Here is a 17,366-nt window from a genome sequence, read left to right on the forward strand (position 1 = left end):
CCGATGCGCCGTATCCGACCAGCGACCCGGCTGCCCAGCGCGCGCCCGCACCGGATGCTCGCGGCGGGGACGGTGCTGCTGCTCGCCGCCGGCCCCGCGGCGCTCGCCCCCGCACCGACCCCCACCCCGACCGCCGGCCCGACCCCCACCGCGACCACCGGCCCCGCCGGGCCGGCCGACCGGGGCAGCCGGCTCTACCTGGAGAGCTGCGCGAGCTGCCACGGCCCGCAGGGGCAGGGCACGCAGCTGGGCCCGTCCCTGATCGACGTCGGCGCGGCCTCGGTGGACTTCCAGGTCTCCACCGGACGGATGCCGCTGACGCACAAGGTGCAGGAGGCCCGGCGCGAGGAACCGGCCTTCTCGGCCGACGACATCGCGGCCCTGGTGGACCACGTGTCGAGCTTCGGCGGCGGGCCGCAGATCCCAAGGGTCGCCCCGGGCAACCTCGGCTCGGGCCGGGAGTTGTTCGCGGCGAACTGCGCGCCGTGTCACGGGGCGACCGGCGCCGGTGCGGTGCTGACCAACGGCTGGATCGCCCCACCGCTGGACCGGGCCACGCCCGTCCAGGTCGCCGAGGCGATCCGGGTCGGCCCCGGGCTGATGCCGGTCTTCCCGAGCCAGGTGCTCACCGACGCGCAGGTGAACGACCTGACCACCTACGTGGGGCGGCTGCGCAGCGAGCGGCTGGACCGGGGCGGCAACCCGCTCGGCCGGCTGGGTCCGTCGGCCGAGGGACTGGTGGCCTGGCTGGTGACCGTGGTGTTCCTGGTCGGCGCCGTCCGGTGGCTGGGACGGAGGGCGGGGCAGTGAGCGGCCGGCGTCCCCCGGCGACCGAACGGGCGGCCGGCCGCCGCATCGTCACCGCCTTCCTGGCGAGCGCCGCCGGGGCGGTCGGCTTCGCGGTGGTGTACGGGCTCAACGCCGGCCCGCAGTGGGAGGGGGTCTGCCTGGCGGTGGCCTTCGCCGGCCTGGCAGTCGGGCTCGCGCAGTGGGGGCGGCACCTCGTGCCGGTCGGCGGGTACGTCGAGGAGCACGAGGGTTTCACCTCGCCACCGGACGAGCAGGCGATGACGGCGGCGGTGCTCACCGCGCCCGACAGCCCGGTCCGGCGGCGCGGCCTGCTGGCGGCCCTCGGACTGGCGGTGACCGCGCTCGGCGTGGCGGCGCTGTTCCCGTTGCGCTCGCTGCTGCCCTGGAACCGCCGGAGCCCGGCCGAGGCCCTCTCGGGAACCCCGTGGGCACCTGGCGTACGGCTGGTCGACGAGCAGGGTCGCCCGCTTCGACCTGAGGACGTGCCGGCCAACACCGTGGTCGGGGTGTTTCCGGAGGGCTCCGTCGACTCCGGGGACGGCCCCGCCTTCGCGGTCCGTCTGGAACCGGAACGGTTCACCCGGCCGCCCTCCGGCGGCCACGTCAACGGCCTGGTGGTCTGGTCGCTGCTCTGCACCCATGCCAGCTGCCCGGTCCGGCTCTATCTCAAGGGCACCGGGCGGGTGCTGTGCCCCTGCCACCAGTCCTCGTTCGACCTGCTGGCCGACGCGCGCCCGGTGGCCGGGCCGGCCGCGCGACCGCTGCCCGGCCTGCCGTTCGAGGTGGGCCCGGACGGCTTCCTGCGCGCCACCGGCGACTTCACCGGCCCGCCCGGCGCCGGCTCCTGGAGGCGGCAGTGATCATCGACCGGATGGCCCGGGCGCTGGACGACCGGCTGCGGCTCTCCCCGATCACCCGGCGCGCACTGGCGAAGGTCTTCCCCGACCACTGGGCGTTCATGCTGGGCGAACTCGCGCTCTACTCGTTCGTCGCGCTGATCCTGACCGGCGTCTACCTCACCTTCTTCTTCGACCCCAGCTCCGCCGACCGGGTCTACCACGGTGACTACGCGCCGCTGGACGGCGCCACCACCTCCGCCGCGTACGCCTCGACCGTCCGGCTGAGCTGGGACCTTCGGGCCGGGCTGCTGATCCGGCAGACCCACCATTGGGCGGCGCTGCTCTTCGTCGCGGCGATCCTGCTGCACCTGATGCGGATCTTCTTCACCGGGGCGTTCCGGAAACCGCGCGAACTGAACTGGCTGATCGGCGTCACCATGCTCACCCTCGCCCTGGCCAACGGGTTCACCGGCTACTCCATGCCGGACGATCTGCTCTCCGGCCTGGGCCTGCGGATCCTCACCTCGGTGGTGGAGTCGATCCCCCTGGTCGGGACGTGGCTGCTCGCGCTGGGCCTCGGCGGCGAGTTCCCCTCCGACTACCTGATCCCGCGGCTGTTCATCACACACGTGCTGCTGGTGCCCGCCATCCTCGTCGCCCTCGTCTCGCTGCACCTGGGCATCCTGGTCCGGCAGAAGCACAGCCAGTTCCCGGGTCCCGGGCGGACCGAGCACAACGTGGTCGGGTCCCGGTTGTGGCCGAGCTACACACTGCGCACGCTCGCCCTGTTCGCCTGGGTGCTGGCGGTGCTGTTCGCCCTCGGCGGGCTGGTGCAGATCAACCCGGTCTGGCTCTACGGCCCGTTCGAGCCGGCCCAGTCCAGCTCGCCGGCCCAGCCGGACTGGTACATCGCCTGGGGTGAGGGCGCGCTGCGCCTCTTCCCTCCGTGGGAGTTCCGCATCGCCGGGTACCTCGTGCCGGCGCCGTTCTTCCCGGGCGTGGTGCTCGGTGCGTTCACCTTCCTCGCCCTCTACGCCTGGCCGTTCGTCGAACGCCGGCGCACCCGGGACCGCCGGGCGCACCAACTGCTCGACCGGCCCCGTGACCACCCGGTTCGGATGGGCGTGGGCGTCTGCGCGTTGACGTTCTTTCTGGTGCTCGTGGTCGCCGGCAGCGACGACATCCTCGCCCGACTGCTGCGGGTGCCCGTCTACGACCTGCTCGGGTTCTTCCGGGTGCTGGCCCTCGTGCTGCCCGTCCTGACCGGGCTGGCCGCCTACCTGATCGCGCGGGCGCTGCGCCGCGGCGACGCCGGCAGCGTCGGCGAACTCACCCGGGCGGACCTGCGGCGGGCCGCCGGACCCGCCCCGGCCCGGCCCGCGGACGAGGGCGGACTCGAGACACCCGCCCGGGACCGGCCGGGAGAGCGGATCGAGCTGTGGCCGGAGGGCGAGCTGTGGCGGTGGCGCTATCGCGACGACTCCGCACAGGTCGTCCTCACCGGCAACCGGGCCCTGCGTTCCGAGGAGGAGGCGGTGGAGGCGTCCCGGCTCGCGTACCCCGGGGTCGACCGGGTGGTGGTGCCCGGCCCGCCGCCGCCCCCGCCGCCGGGCCGGGTGCGCACCGTCCTGCGTCGCTGGGGCCGCGCCGCCGCCGCCGGATCGCTGCTGGTCGGCCTCCTCGTCGACCGCCGGCGGCGCGGGCGGCGCGGCGACGACCGCGGGCCGCCGCCGCCGGACCCGGCCGAATCCGGGTCGTCGCCGACGGACGAGCCGGCCAGACCGGGCGGACGGACCTGAGGGCGGTGGTCGGGCACGCAGGCTGCCGGCCGTCCCACCCGACCGGAGGTTTGTCGGCAAACGGCGCGGGTAGCAGCCGGGACATCGGGACGAGCCGGTGACCGGCCGGGACGCCCGACGCCCGGCTCTGCCGGCTGCCCGCCTCCGGTGGGCTGCGCGACAGCCGAGATCAGGAGGCGTGAGGTGCAGGAGATCGTAGGCGAGAGCCTGGCCCGGCGACTGGTGGAGTGGGGCGTCGACACCGTCTTCGGCCTGCCCGGGGACGGCATCAACGGCCTGATGGAGGGCTTCCGCCGGCAGCGGGAGAGGCTGAACTTCGTCCTGGTGCACCACGAGGAGGCGGCGGCCTTCATGGCCACCGGCTACGCCAAGGCCACCGGCCGTCTCGGGGTCTGCTGCGCCACCTCCGGCCCGGGGGCCATCCACCTGCTCAACGGGCTGTACGACGCGAAGCTCGACCACGTGCCGGTGCTGGCCATCACGGGTATGCAGGAGACGTCGGTCCTGGGTACGCACTACCAGCAGGAGGTGCACACCGAGCTGCTCTACCAGGATGTGGCGGACGCCTACAACCTGATGGTCACCAACCCGCAGCAGGTGCCGGGCGTGGTCGACATCGCCATCCGGCACGCGCTGTCCCGGCGGAGCGTCGCCCACCTGAGCTTCCCCAACGACGTTCAGGTTGCCGCAGCCGGCGAGGATCCGTACCGGCACGTCAGCCCGGGTAAGCCACCGAAGAGCAGTCCTGTGGCGTCGCAGCCGGCGGTGCCGGCGGCGCAGGCCGACCTGGCCCGGGCGGCGGAGGTGCTCAACGCCGGCAAGAAGGTGGCCATGCTGGTCGGCGTGGGCGCCCGGCACGCCCGCGACGAGATCATCGCGGTGGCGGAGGCGCTGGCCAGCCCGATCGTCAAGACGCTGTCGGGCAAGATGGTGGTGCCGGACGACCACCCGCTCACCACCGGCGGCCTCGGCCTGCTCGGCACCAAGCCGAGCGAGGAGCTGATGGAGGAGTGCGACACCCTGCTGATGGTCGGCACCTCCTTCCCGTACGCGAAGTACCTGCCGTCGCCCGGGCAGGTCCGGGTGGTGCAGATCGACATTGACGCCAGCCTGGTCGGCCTGCGGCTGCCGGTGGAAGCGCCGGTCACCGCCGACGCCCGGCTGGCGTTGCAGCAACTGCTGCCGATGCTGCAGACCCGCACCGACCGCTCCTTCCTGACCAAGTACCAGCGGGCCCGGGACGCGTGGCGCTCGGAGATGATCGCCCTGCAGGACCCGTCCCGTGACCCGATCGCCCCGCAGTACCTGATCAGCTGCGTCGATGAGGCGGCCAGCTCCGACGCGATCCTGACCTGCGACTCCGGCACCATCGCCACCTGGTCCGCCCGGCACTGGACCATCCGTGACGGGCGCGAGTTCTATCTCTCCGGAAACCTCGCCACCATGGCGCCCGGCCTGCCGTACGCGATCGGCATGCAGCACGCGTTCCCGGGCCGGCAGGTGATCGCCTTCGTGGGTGACGGTGGGTTCGCCATGCTGATGGCCGAGTTCCTCACCGCGGCACGGCACGAACTGCCCATCAAGGTGATCGTCAACAACAACAACGCGTACGGCCAGATTCTGTGGGAGCAGATCATCCTCGGCTACCCCGAGTACGAGGTGCGGCACCGGCAGCCGGAGGCGGACTACGCCGCCTGGGCCCGGGCCTGCGGCGGTTACGGCGCGAAGATCACCGATTCGAAGGATTTGCCCGGGGCGATCCGGGAGGCCCTCGCCCACCCCGGTCCGGCGCTGGTCGACTGCGACGTCAACCCGAACGAGCCGCCGATGCCCGGGAAGGTCCAGTACGACCAGGCGAAGCACTTCACCGAGGCGTTCCTGCGCGGCCAGCCGCACAGGGTGGCCACCGTGGCGACGGTCGCCCGCGACAAGATCAACGAGCTGCGGTCGTGACCCGGGTCAAGGCGCCCCCGGTCGCACTGCCCGACCCGGTGACCCGGGCGCCCGCCCCCGCCACCGACGTGGACCTCGACGCCCTGGCCGCACAGCTGCGCCCGGCGGTCGACGGCGAGGTCCGGTTCGACGACGGCTCGCGCGCCGCGTACTCGACGGACGGCTCCAACTATCGGCAGGTGCCGCTCGGCGTGGTCGTGCCGCGTACCGTCGAGGCCGCCGTCGCCGCGATCGCGGTGTGTCGCCGGATGGGCGTTCCCGTGCTCTCCCGAGGTGGCGGCACGAGCCTGGCCGGCGAGTGCACCAACACCGCCGTCGTGATCGACTGGTCGAAGTACTGCAACCGGTTGATCGAGGTGGACGCCGAGGCGAAGACCTGCCTGGTGGAGCCGGGCATCGTGCTGGACACGCTCAACGAGTTACTGGCCCCGTACCGGCTCGAGTTCGGCCCGAAGCCGTCGACCCACACCCACTGCGCCATCGGCGGGATGATCGGCAACAACTCCTGCGGATCGACCGCGCAGCGCACCGGCAAGACCGTCGACAACCTCATCGAGATGGAGGTGCTGCTCTACGACGGCACCCGGATGTGGGTCGGCGAGACCAGCGACGAGGAGTACGCCGAGATCCAGCGCCGGGGCGGCCGCCAGGCCGAGATCTACCGCCAGTTGCGGGCGCTGCGGGACGAGTACCTGAACGACATCCGCGCCCGCTACCCGGACATCCCGCGTCGGGTCTCCGGCTACAACCTGGACAGCCTGCTGCCCGAGAAGAACTTCCACGTGGCGCAGGCGCTGGTCGGCTCCGAGAGCACCCTGGTCACCGTGCTGCGGGCCCGGCTGAAGCTGGTCCCGGTGGTCCCGGTAAAGGTGATGGTCTTCCTCGGCTACCCGGACATCGCCGCCGCGGCCGACGACGTGAAACACATCCTGCCGCACAATCCGATCGCGCTGGAGGGCCTCGACGACAAGCTGATCAACTTTGAGAAGCGCAAGCATCTGCATGCCGCCGCCGTGCACCTGCTGCCGCAGGGTGGCGGCTGGCTGATGGTCCAGATGGGCGGCCACACGCTGGAGCAGGCGGAGGCCGCCCTCGCCCAAATGCTGCACGCGTTGCAGCGCGAGGACGGGCCGACCGTGCACCGCTTCGACGACGAGGCCCACGAGGAACAGATGTGGCAGGTCCGGGAGTCCGGCCTCGGCGCGACCGCCCGGGTGCCCGGCGAGGCGGACACCTGGGAGGGCTGGGAGGATTCGTCCGTCCCGCCGGACCGGCTGGGCGACTACCTGCGCGACCTCGACGCGCTGTACCGGGAGTACGGCTACGAGCAGGCGTCGCTGTACGGACACTTCGGGCAGGGGTGCGTCCACACCCGGATCCCGTTCAAGCTGACCACCGCCGACGGCGTACGGCAGTTCCGCTCGTTCATCGAGCGGGCCGCGGACCTGGTCGTGTCCTACGGGGGCTCCTTCTCGGGCGAGCACGGCGACGGGCAGTCCCGGGGCGAACTGCTGCCGAAGATGTTCGGCGACCGGCTGATCCGGGCGTTCGGGCAGTTCAAGGCCATCTTCGACCCCGACGACCGGATGAACCCGGGCAAGGTCGTCGCACCCTACCCGCTGGACAGCCACCTGCGCCTCGGCGTCGACTACAACCAGGGCTGGTGGGAGACCCACTTCCGCTACCCCGACGACGGAGGATTCGACAGGGCCGTGCTGCGCTGCGTCGGCGTCGGCGAGTGCCGGCGGCAGCACGGCGGGGTGATGTGCCCGTCGTACATGGTCACCCGGGAGGAGGAGCACTCGACGCGGGGCCGCTCCCGCCTGCTGTTCGAGATGCTCGACGGCACGGCCCGGGGTGGGGTCATCGGCGACGGCTGGCGCTCCGACGCCGTCCGGGACGCCCTGGACCTCTGCCTGGCCTGCAAGGGCTGCAGGGCGGACTGCCCGGTCAACGTGGACATGGCCACCTACAAGGCGGAGTTCCTGTCGCACCACTACGCGGGCCGGCTGCGCCCCCGATCGCACTACTCGATGGGCTGGCTGCCGGTGGCGGCCGCGCTGGCCGGGACCGCGCCCCCGGCGGCCAACGCGCTGGCACAGGCCCCCGGGCTGAACCGGCTCGCCAAGGCGGTCGGCGGCATCGACCAGCGCCGGGACATCCCGCTGTTCGCCCCGGAGTCCTTCCAGCGCTGGTTCGCCCGCCGAACCCCCGGCGGGGACGGCGCCCGCGGCGAGGTGCTGCTGTGGCCGGACACCTTCACCAACCACTTCCACCCCGGCATCGCGCAGGCCGCGGTCGAAGTGCTGGAGTCCGCCGGATGGCGGGTACGGGTCCCGGACCAGCCGGTCTGCTGCGGCCTGACCTGGATCTCCACCGGCCAGCTCGGCATCGCCAAGCGGGTGCTCCAGCGGACCGTGGACGTGCTGCGCCCGCACCTGCGGGCCGGGACCCGGGTGGTCGGGCTGGAGCCGAGCTGCACCGCCGTGTTCCGCAGCGACGCCCACGAACTGTTCCCCACCGACCAGGACGTCACCAAGCTCCGCAAGCAGACCGTGACCCTGGCCGAGCTGCTGCACGACCACACCCCGGGCTGGCGACCGCCCCGGCTGCCGGCGCACGCGCTGATTCAGACCCACTGCCACCAGCACGCGATCGTGGGCACCACCGCCGACCAGGCGGTGCTGTCCGAGGCCGGAGTCCGCGCCGACTTCCTCGACTCCGGCTGCTGCGGCCTGGCCGGCAACTTCGGGTTCGAGCAGGGGCACTACGAGGTGTCCGAGGCGTGCGCCGAACGGGTCCTGCTGCCGGCCGTACGCGACGCCGCCGACACCGACGTCATCCTCGCCGACGGCTTCAGCTGCCGTACCCAGGTCGAGCAGAGCGCGGCGCGCGGTCGAAAGGCGATCCACCTGGCCGAGCTGCTCCGCGCCGGCCTCCACGGCGGGTCGGTGCCGCCGCGGCCCGAGCACAGCTGGGCCCACCGGCCCGTGCCGCCGCCGCGGGCCGTCCGGTGGGCCGCCGCCGGGCTGGTCGGCCTGGCCGCGCTGGCACCGGTGGCCGCGCTCGCCGCCTGGGCCGGCCGACGGTGGCGGTGACGGGGTGCGGCTGACCGCGGCGGCGTATCGGCCGCCCACCGACGCCCCCGAGGGGGACGGCACCCTCGCCTGGGACAGCACCACGATGGTGCTGGTCCACGCCCAGGCCGACGGGCACACCGGCTTCGGCTGGACGTACGGCCCGGCCGCCGCGGCGGGGGTGGTGACCGAGCTGCTCGCCCCGGTGGTGACCGACCTGGATCCGGACGACGTGCCGGCCGTCTGGACGGCGATGCAGCGCCGCCTGCGCAACGCCGGGCGGCCCGGGGTGGCCGGGCTGGCGCTGTCGGCCGCCGACTGCGCGGTCTGGGACCTCAAGGCCCGCCGGCACGGCCTGCCGCTGGCCCGGCTGCTCGGCACCGCCCGCCATCAGGTGCCGGTGTACGGCAGCGGCGGGTTCACCACGTACGACGCCGACCGCCAGCACCGCCAGCTGGCCGGCTGGGTCCACGACGAGGGGATTCCCCGCGTGAAGATCAAGATAGGGGAGTCCTGGGGCACCGACGTGCCGCGCGATCTGGCCCGGATGGCAGCGGCCCGGCACACCATCGGTGACGACGCCGAGCTGTACGTCGACGCGAACGGTGGGTATCAGCGCAAGCAGGCGGTCCGAATGATGCGGGCCGCCGCCGACCTGGACGTCCGGTGGTACGAGGAGCCGGTCAGCTCCGACGATCTGGCCGGCCTCGGACTGGTCCGCGACCAGGTGCTGCCCGACGTGGCGGCCGGCGAGTACGGCTTCGACCTCGTCTACTTCCACCGGATGGCCCCGTACGTCGACTGCCTCCAGATCGACGTCAGCCGGTGCGGCGGCATCACCGAGTTTCTGCGGGCCGCCGCGGTGGCCGCCGCGGCCGGCCTGGAGGTGTCGGCGCACTGCGTGCCGCACCAGCACCTGCCGGTCGCCGCCGCCGTGCCGAACCTGCGCCACCTCGAGTGGTTCCACGATCACGTCCGGATCGAGTCGATGCTTTTCGACGGTGCGGTGCCGGCCACCGGAGGCGCCGCCGCGGTGCCGCTGGACCGCCCCGGCAACGGCCTCGAACTGCGGGCCGACGCGGCGGAGAACTACCGGGTGGCCTGAGCCGAGGGAGAAGGAGCGGCGCGATGGACCCGACGAGCCCGGCACCGGCATGGCGCACCAGCGCCTTCGCGCGGCTGGCCTGGGGCACGACCCTGATCCTGGCGCCGCGCCGGGTGCTGCGGCGGTGGGGACGCGCGAGCGGGCTCGCGGTGGGCACGCTGCGCGTGCTCGGCGTGCGGCACCTGGCCCAGGCGGCGGTGACCCTGCGCCGGCCGGTGCCGGTGGTGCTCGTCGCCGGTGCCGCGGCGGACCTGCTGCACGCGTCGACCGCGCTGGCGCTCGCCGCCGTCGACCGCCGGCAGCGTCGGATCGCCCTGCGCGACGCCGCGATCGCCGGCGGCTGGGCCGTGCTGGACCTGTGCGCGGCCCGTCGACCCCGGCGCCGGTAGCGGATGCGCCCGCGCCCGCCTGACCGAGGTCGGCGGATCCTCGGGCGGCTGGGCGCCGCCGCGTTCGACCGGCCCGCTCTCGTCAGTGGGGGACCGGGCAGGCGTCGGCCTGGCCGAGGGTCAACGCGGTCTCCAGCATCAGCGCGTGCACGAAGGCCTGCGGAAAGTTGCCGCGCAACTGCCGCTGTTGCACGTCGTACTCCTCGGTGAAGAGCCCCGGCGATCCGCACGCGGCCCGGTTGCGCTCGAACCACCGGATGGCCTCCACCACATCGCCGGCCTGCCAGGTGGCGAGCGCCGCGGCGAACCCGCAGAGCAGGAAGGCGCCCTCCGCGTCGCCGAGCGGACGGCTGTCCGGGCGGAACCGATAGAGGTAGCCCTCGCACCCCAGCTCGGCGAGGACCGCCCGGCGGGTCGCCTCGGTACGCGGATCCCCCGCCGGCAGCGCTCCCCGGATGCCGGGGAACAGCAGTGCCCCGTCGATGCGCTCGTCGTCGTACGCCCGCTGCCAGCGCCCCGACGGGTGCAGGCCGTGTGCCGCCGCGTCGGCGAGGATCGTGTCCGCGAGCGACTCCCATCGTCCCGCCGATCCGGGCGGTGCGATCCGGGCGACCGCCCGCAGCCCGGCCACGCAGATCAGCTTCGAATGCGTCCACTGGCGGGCCGGCAGCTCCCAGATGCCCGAGTCGGGCTGGCGCCAGCGTTCCTCGATGGTCCGCGCGGCCAGCTCCAACGCCCGCCAGGAGGCGTCGTCCAACCGGTCGTGCCGCCCGGCGGCGGCGAGCAGCAGCAGGGTCTCGCCGAAGGCGTCGAGCTGGAACTGTTCACGCACCCAGTTCCCGACTCGGGGCGACGCGCCCGGATAGCCCGGCAGGAACTCCAGCCCGTGCTGCGGCGGCACCGGGTTGCCGTCGACGGTGTAGGCGGGGGCGAGCCGGTCACCGTCGGCGAGCACCCGTTGGGTGAGGAAGGCGACCGCGTCGTCCAGGAGCTCGTACCTGTCGACCAGGGCGGCGGCCTGGCCTGCGAAGGACTGGTCCCGCACCCAGGCGTAGCGATAGTCGTAGTTGTGGCCGGCGAGCGCCCGCTCGGGCAGCGACGTGGTCGCCGCCGCCACCGTGCCGCCACCGGGCCGGGTCAGGCCCCGCAGCACGGCGTACGCGAAGATGGCTTCCCGCTGCGCGGGCCCGCCGGCGAGCGGCGGCAGCGAGCTCCGCCAGGCCTGCTCGGTGGTCCGCCACAACTCGTCAGGCCGGGGTGGCCCGGCGTCGAGCGGATGCGTCGCGATCTCGAGCACCAGATCGTGCCGCCCGCCGGCCGGGATCGCCAGCTCTCCGCAGAGCGGGCCGTCGGCGGTGGGCCGCAGCCGTTCCCCGCCGCTGTGCCGCAGGTACAGGCCGCCCGTACGGGCCAGCCACCGCGACCCCTCGCGGCGCACCTCGCGCACCGGCTCGCGACCGAAATCGGCGCGGGGATCGAGCCGGACGTGAACGACCGCGTCCCCGTCCACGGCATGGATCTGCCGCAGCAGCACCATCTGTCGCTCCTCGCCGGGGAACAGCAGGGCTTCGCGGCACTCGATGATCCCGTCCGTGGTCACCCATCGGCTCACCCACACCAGCGATCCCGGCTCGTAGTGTCCGCCCCAGACGAACCGCCGGTTCGCCGGCGTCACGAGGTATTCGCCCTGGCCGCCGATCAGGCGGCTGAACACGGGCGGATCCGCCCATCCGGGAGCGCAGAGCCAGCTCACGTTCCCGTCCGGCCCGACGAGGGCGCCGCGGTAGCCGTCGGCGAGCAGGGCGTACTCGCGCAGCACGCTCGGCTCGTGGGCGTCCAGGCCCGCCGGCCCGGGCGGCCGCTCGTCCCGTCCCACCGGCACCACCTCCCGCCGCGCCTACCCGTCGCCGGCCGGCCCACACCCGCCTCGAACTCGGTCGCTCCGGCTCGACTACCCCGCCGGTGTCGGGGTACAGCCCTGGACAGGACGGACGACGCGTGGGGAGTGAGATGAGCCGGAACCGACAGAGAGCACAGGTAGCGGTGATCACGGGCGCCAGCGCCGGGGTCGGGCGGGCCACCGCGCAGCTGCTCGCCCGACGAGGCATCGCCATCGCGCTGCTGGCCAGGGGGCGCACCGGCCTCGACGCCGCCGCAGACGAGGTACGGGCGGCCGGCAGCCGTGCCCTGCCCATCGAGGTGGACATGGCGGAGTACGACCAGGTGGTCGCCGCCGGGCAGCGGATCGAGGCCGAACTCGGGCCGATCGACCTGTGGATCAATGACGCGTTCAGCTCCGTCTTCGCCCCGTTCCTGCAGACCCGGCCCGAGGAGTTCCGCCGGGCCACGGAGGTCACCTACCTCGGCTACGTGCACGGCACCCGGGTGGCCCTGCACCACATGGTGCCCCGGGACCGGGGGACCGTCGTCCAGGTCGGGTCGGCCTTGGCATACCGGGGCATTCCGTTGCAGGCCGCGTACTGCGGTGCCAAGCACGCGATCGTCGGGTTCACCGAGGCGCTGCGCTGCGAGCTGATGCACGACCGGAGCAACGTGAGGGTGACCATGGTGCACCTGCCTGCGGTCAACACCCCGCAGTTCGACTGGCTGCTGTCCCGGCTGCCCCGGCACGCCCAACCGGTGCCGCCGATCTACGAGCCGGTGGTCGCCGCCCGGGCCATCGTCGGCGCCGCCGACCGGCCCGGCCGCCGGGAGTACTGGGTGGGCGCCTCCACCGCCCTGACCATCCTCGGCAACCGGATCGCGCCCGGCCTGCTCGACCGGTACCTCGCCCGGGCCGGCTACGACTCGCAACAGACCGACCAGCGGGCCGACCCCGACCAGCCGGTCAACCTGTGGCACCCGGCGGACGGCCCGGACGGCCGGGACCACGGCGCGCGCGGCGGGTTCACCAACCGGGCGCACGGCCACAGCGCGCAGGCCTGGCTGTCCAGGCACCGCCTGGTCACCGCCGCCGGCCTCACCGGCGCGGCGGCGGCCGGCGTGCTGGCGTGGCAACGCCGCTGACCGCCCCGCGCCACATCGCCGGGCCACCCGGGCGGGCGTAGGCTGACCCGCGTGGATCAGGAAGACCGGATCGCGCTGTTCCTCGACTACGAGAACCTGGCGCTCGGCGTACGCGACCATCACGGCGGGCGGGCCTTCGACTTCCGGCCGATCGCCGACGCCCTCGCCGAGCGTGGCCGGGTGGTGGTGCGCAGGGCGTACGCCGACTGGTCGTACTTCGACGAGGACCGGCGGATGCTCACCCGGTCCCACGTCGAACTCATCGAGATTCCCCAGCGGATGGGCGCCTCGCGGAAGAACGCCGCCGACATCAAGATGGCCGTCGACGCCGTGGAGTTGGCCTTCGAACGGGACTACCTGTCCACGTTCGTGATCTGCACCGGGGACAGCGACTTCACTCCGCTGGTCCACAAGCTCCGCGAACTCAACAAGCGGGTCATTGGGGTCGGCGTGGAGAAATCCACCTCGGCCCTGCTCCCACCCGCCTGCGACGAGTTCCTCTACTACGACCGCCTCGAGGGGGTCGAGATCCCGGTCACCGCCGGTCGGCGTGGGCGTCCCGGCCGAGCTCCCGCCCCCGAGGTGCCGCAGCAGCCGGAGCCCGAGCCCCAGCCGACGGCGGAGGAATCTGCCCGGGACGTCGACACGCTCGCCGTCCTGGTGGCGCAGACCGTGGCCGGCCTCCAGGGCAGCTCCAGCGGTGAGGTGACCGCCTCCGGCCTGAAGCGGACCCTGCTGCGGAAGGATCCGACGTTCAGCGAGTCCGACTACGGCTTCCGTACCTTCGGCGAGCTCCTCCGGTACCTCGCCGAACACAACGTGGTCGAGCTGGCCGAGGGACCCGCCAAGGGTGACCCCGAGGTGTCGCTGCCCGAACGCGGCGACCGGGAGGCCGCCTTCGCGCTGCTGCGCTCCGTGGTCCTGGACCTGGCCGGTGGCGCAGGCGCGGTCGCGCTCTCCGGACTGAAGGACCAGCTCCGCCGGGCGCGGTCCGACTTCAGCGAGAAGAAGCTGGGCTACCGCAGCTTTCTGCAGTTCTGCAAGGCGGCCGCCACCAACGGTGTGGTGGATCTGCGCTGGAGCCCCGACGCCGACGACTACCTGCTCACCCCGCGGTCATGACGGGACGACGTCCGTCGGTCCCCGCCGGACGCCAGCATCGCCGGGATCAGGAGCCGGGTACGGGTGAGCACCGGTCCGGGCCGCTGCACGGGGTCCTCGTCGCCGACTTCTCCCGGATCCTCGCCGGCCCGTACGCGACGATGCTCCTCGCCGATCTGGGGGCCGACGTCATCAAGGTGGAGGGACCCGGCGGCGACGACACCCGCACCTGGATGCCCCCGGTCCGCGAGGGGACCTCCACCTACTACCTCGGTGTCAACCGCAACAAGCGCTCGGTCGCCCTCGACCTCACCGATGCCGGCGACCTCGCACTGGCCCGCCGGCTCGCCGAGCGCGCCGACGTCATGGTGCAGAACTTCCGGCCCGGCGCGCTGCGCCGCTTCGGCCTCGACTACGACACCGTCGCCGCCGCCAACACCCGGATCGTCTACGCCTCGATCAGCGGCTTCGGTGCGGCGGCCGGCGCCGGCCTGCCGGGGTACGACCTGATGATCCAGGCCGCGTCGGGGCTGATGAGCCTCACCGGCGAGCCGGGCGGCCCGCCGTACAAGGCCGGGGTCGCCGTGTTCGACGTGATGGCCGGGCTGCACGCGGCCGTCGGCGTCCTCGCCGCCCTGCACGACCGCCAGCGGTGCGGTGTCGGCCAGCACGTCGAGGTGAACCTGCTCTCCTCGGCGCTGTCCGGCCTGGTCAACCACAGCAGCGCACACGTCGCCGCCGGCACCGTGCCGTTCCGGATGGGCAACGCCCACCCGAGCATCTTCCCGTACGAGCCGCTGCCCACCGCCGACGGTGACCTCGTCGTCATCGCCGGCAACGACGGCCAGTTCCGGACCCTGTGTCAGGTGCTCGGCGCGCCGGAGTTGGCCGACGATCCGCGCTTCCGGCGCAACCAGGACCGCACCGCCAACCGCGAGCTGCTCCGCCCGCTCCTGGTCGCGCGGCTGCGCGGGCGGACCAGCGACGAGTGGTTCCGCGACCTGCGCGCGGCGGGTGTGCCGTGCACCCCGATCAACACGGTCGACGGCGGCGTCACCCTGGCCCGCGAGCTGGGGCTCGAACCGGTGGTCACCGTGGACGGCGTGCCCGGCGTCCGCAACCCGATCGACTTGTCCGCCACCCCGCCCCGCTACGACCTGCCGCCCCCGGGCCTGGACGAGCACGGCGACGAGATCCGAGCCTGGCTGGCCGGTTGACCGACCGTCATCTCCCGCCCGTCGGAGGCCTCGTGTCCGTCCGTTCCCACGCGCGCCGGGTGTTCAGCGGCTGCGCCGCGCTGGCCGTCGTCGTGGCTGTCGCCGCACCGGCCCCGTCGCTGGCGGGCGATGCCTCCGCGCTGGCCGGCATCACGAACATCGTCGTCATCTACGAGGAGAACCACAGCTTCGACAACCTGTTCGGCGGCTGGGAGGGCGTCAACGGCCTGGGCGAGGCCGACGCTGCCCACACCACCCAGGTCGGCGCGAACGGAACGCCGCTGGGCTGCCTGCCACAGAACGACGTGAACCTGCCGCCGGTCACCGTCAACTGCACCGGCGGCACCTTTCCGAACCGGCCGTTCCGCATCGAGGACCACATCCGGCCCGGGGACACGACCTGCCCGGCGCCGAACGGGCCGAACCGGCCGAACGGCTGGCGCAACGGCAGCGGTGTCCCGGGTGGCTGTACGGAGGACCTCGTGCACCGCTTCTACCAGGAGCAGTACCAGATCAACGGCGGCCGGCAGAACCGGTACGTCACCGGCAGCGACGCCCTCGGCCTGACCATGGGCCACTACGACACGAGGTCGCTGCCGATCTACCGGTACCTGCACAGCCGCGGCGCACCGCGCTACACGATCGCGGACAACTTCTTCCAGGCCGCGTTCGGCGGCTCGTTCCTCAACCACCAGTGGCTGGTCGCCGCCCGTACCCCGGAGTGGACCGACAAGGCCACCGCGGCGGGCAAGAACTCCGTGGTCGACGCCAACGGGATCCCGACGTACTACCCGCTGTACCGGCCGGCCGACCCGGCGCACCCGGCTCCCGTGCGGGACGGCCCGCTCACCCAGGCCCCGGCGGCGGACGGCTCCTGCACGGCGGCGGTCTGCGGCGACTACGCGGTCAACACCGTGCAGCCCTGGTACCAGCCGTACCGCCCGGGCACGGTGGACGCGATGCGGATGCCGGCACTGCACCACGACACCATCGGCGACCGGCTGTCGGCCGGCAACATCGACTGGGCCTGGTACGCGGGCGGCTGGGACAACGCCGCCGGCAACACCGGCGGCGCCGGCTGGACCAACGGCACCGACGGCCGGACCTGCGCCGACCCACGCGCCATGCCCGGCGCGGTCCACCCGAACTGCCCGGACGCCACCTTCCAGTTCCACCACCAGCCGTTCACCTACTTCGCGAAGTACGCCCCCGGCAGCCAGGCCCGACGGCAGCATCTGCGCGACGAGGTGGAGTTCATCGCGGCGGCCAGGGCGGGCCGGCTCAAGCCGGTCAGCTTCGTCAAGCCGGTCGGCGAGGAGACCGAGCATCCCGGCTACGCCTCGGAGGCCACCGGCAGCGACCACCTGGTCGAGTTGCTCAAGGCCGTCGAGAGCGGCCCGCAGGCCCGGGACACCCTGGTCATCGTCACCTACGACGAGTTCGGCGGGCAGTGGGACCACGTCCCCCCGCCGAAGGGCGACGTCTGGGGCCCCGGCACCCGGATCCCGGCGTTGGTGATCTCGCCGCGGCTGGCCGCGCCGTTCCGCGTGGACCACACCGCGTACGACACCACCTCGGTGCTCGCCACCATCGAGCAGCGGTTCCACCTCGCGCCGTTGGCGACCCGGGACGCCGCGGTCGCCAGCCTCGCCACCGTCTTCAGCAGCCACGCCGACCAGGGCGGCGACACCGCCGGCGGCGGTCCGGCCGGCCACGGCGGCGGGCCGCCGATCACCAAAGCCGGCCTCGCCGGCCTCGCCGTCGCGGCCGTCATGCTGGTCGCGGCGGGCGCCGCTGTGGCGGTCACCCGCCGCCGGTCCGGCTGATCATCCGGTACGCGCGCCGGGCCGACGTGTCCGCCCTCGCCATCCGGGCGGGACATCCGTCCCGCCGGACCCGTCGGTAACTCTCCGTGTCATACCTCCGCTCCGCGGTGGTGGCGGAGTTACCTGCCGGGCCGTCCCGCGTGTGGTCGGATGCGGAGCCCGCCCGGCCGCCCTCCCAGGCAGTTCACAGCGCGGTGACTGGGCGCCGGATCGCCGCCGGCAT

At 73.4% G+C, this 17,366-nt stretch carries 12 protein-coding genes; 11 read left to right on the forward strand and 1 reads right to left on the reverse strand.

Going from position 1 to position 17,366, the window contains the following annotated elements; translation table 11 throughout:
* The first annotated feature begins 3 nt into the window (after positions 1 to 3).
* From ACNAVT_RS07610 to ACNAVT_RS07640, 7 genes are all read left to right on the forward strand, one after another.
* Positions 4 to 810: a c-type cytochrome gene (locus tag ACNAVT_RS07610; protein WP_416294124.1), complete on the forward strand. Its 807-nt coding sequence runs from the start codon at positions 4 to 6 to the stop codon at positions 808 to 810.
* Positions 807 to 1,670, forward strand: coding sequence for a ubiquinol-cytochrome c reductase iron-sulfur subunit (locus ACNAVT_RS07615; protein ID WP_416294125.1), 864 nt, complete (start codon positions 807 to 809; stop codon positions 1,668 to 1,670). Before ACNAVT_RS07610 ends, ACNAVT_RS07615 begins: the two co-directional genes overlap by 4 nt.
* On the forward strand, positions 1,667 to 3,448 hold the full coding sequence (locus ACNAVT_RS07620; RefSeq protein WP_416294126.1) for a cytochrome b: 1,782 nt from the start codon (positions 1,667 to 1,669) through the stop codon (positions 3,446 to 3,448). Before ACNAVT_RS07615 ends, ACNAVT_RS07620 begins: the two co-directional genes overlap by 4 nt.
* Positions 3,449 to 3,631: 183 nt before the next feature.
* Positions 3,632 to 5,401 (forward strand): thiamine pyrophosphate-dependent enzyme, encoded by a 1,770-nt coding sequence (locus ACNAVT_RS07625; RefSeq protein ID WP_416294128.1) that lies wholly within the window; start codon positions 3,632 to 3,634, stop codon positions 5,399 to 5,401.
* Complete coding sequence (locus ACNAVT_RS07630) at positions 5,398 to 8,499, forward strand: FAD-binding and (Fe-S)-binding domain-containing protein (protein ID WP_416294130.1); 3,102 nt, start codon at positions 5,398 to 5,400, stop codon at positions 8,497 to 8,499. The genes ACNAVT_RS07625 and ACNAVT_RS07630 overlap by 4 nt, the downstream gene beginning before the upstream one ends.
* Positions 8,500 to 8,503: 4 nt before the next feature.
* Positions 8,504 to 9,583, forward strand: a complete 1,080-nt coding sequence (locus ACNAVT_RS07635; RefSeq protein WP_416294132.1) for an enolase C-terminal domain-like protein — start codon at positions 8,504 to 8,506, stop codon at positions 9,581 to 9,583.
* Positions 9,584 to 9,606: 23 nt separating this feature from the next.
* Complete coding sequence (locus ACNAVT_RS07640) at positions 9,607 to 9,972, forward strand: hypothetical protein (protein WP_416294134.1); 366 nt, start codon at positions 9,607 to 9,609, stop codon at positions 9,970 to 9,972.
* Between the two features lie 82 nt (positions 9,973 to 10,054).
* Here ACNAVT_RS07640 and ACNAVT_RS07645 read toward each other — a convergent pair whose 3' ends face one another.
* A complete protein-coding gene (locus ACNAVT_RS07645; RefSeq protein WP_416294136.1) occupies positions 10,055 to 11,848 on the reverse strand; it encodes a glycoside hydrolase family 15 protein in 1,794 nt (597 codons plus the stop codon).
* 134 nt (positions 11,849 to 11,982) lie between these two features.
* Here ACNAVT_RS07645 and ACNAVT_RS07650 point away from each other — a divergent pair, with 134 nt between their 5' ends.
* Genes ACNAVT_RS07650 through acpA form a run of 4 tightly spaced genes read left to right on the forward strand, consistent with a single transcriptional unit; the run spans position 11,983 to position 17,143 of the window.
* The gene (locus tag ACNAVT_RS07650) at positions 11,983 to 12,999 is read left to right on the forward strand and encodes an SDR family oxidoreductase (RefSeq protein WP_416294137.1); all 1,017 of its coding nucleotides are present in this window, start codon (positions 11,983 to 11,985) and stop codon (positions 12,997 to 12,999) included.
* A 51-nt stretch (positions 13,000 to 13,050) separates the two neighbouring features.
* Positions 13,051 to 14,121, forward strand: a complete 1,071-nt coding sequence (locus ACNAVT_RS07655) for an NYN domain-containing protein (protein ID WP_416294139.1) — start codon at positions 13,051 to 13,053, stop codon at positions 14,119 to 14,121.
* Complete coding sequence (locus ACNAVT_RS07660) at positions 14,118 to 15,317, forward strand: CaiB/BaiF CoA transferase family protein (RefSeq protein ID WP_416294141.1); 1,200 nt, start codon at positions 14,118 to 14,120, stop codon at positions 15,315 to 15,317. Before ACNAVT_RS07655 ends, ACNAVT_RS07660 begins: the two co-directional genes overlap by 4 nt.
* A gap of 32 nt (positions 15,318 to 15,349) precedes the next feature.
* Positions 15,350 to 17,143 (forward strand): acid phosphatase, encoded by a 1,794-nt coding sequence (gene acpA / locus ACNAVT_RS07665; RefSeq protein ID WP_416294142.1) that lies wholly within the window; start codon positions 15,350 to 15,352, stop codon positions 17,141 to 17,143.
* The last annotated feature ends 223 nt before the right edge of the window (positions 17,144 to 17,366 follow it).

The organism is Micromonospora sp. SL4-19 (genome assembly GCF_047921475.1).
Classification (GTDB): Bacteria; Actinomycetota; Actinomycetes; order Mycobacteriales; family Micromonosporaceae; genus Micromonospora.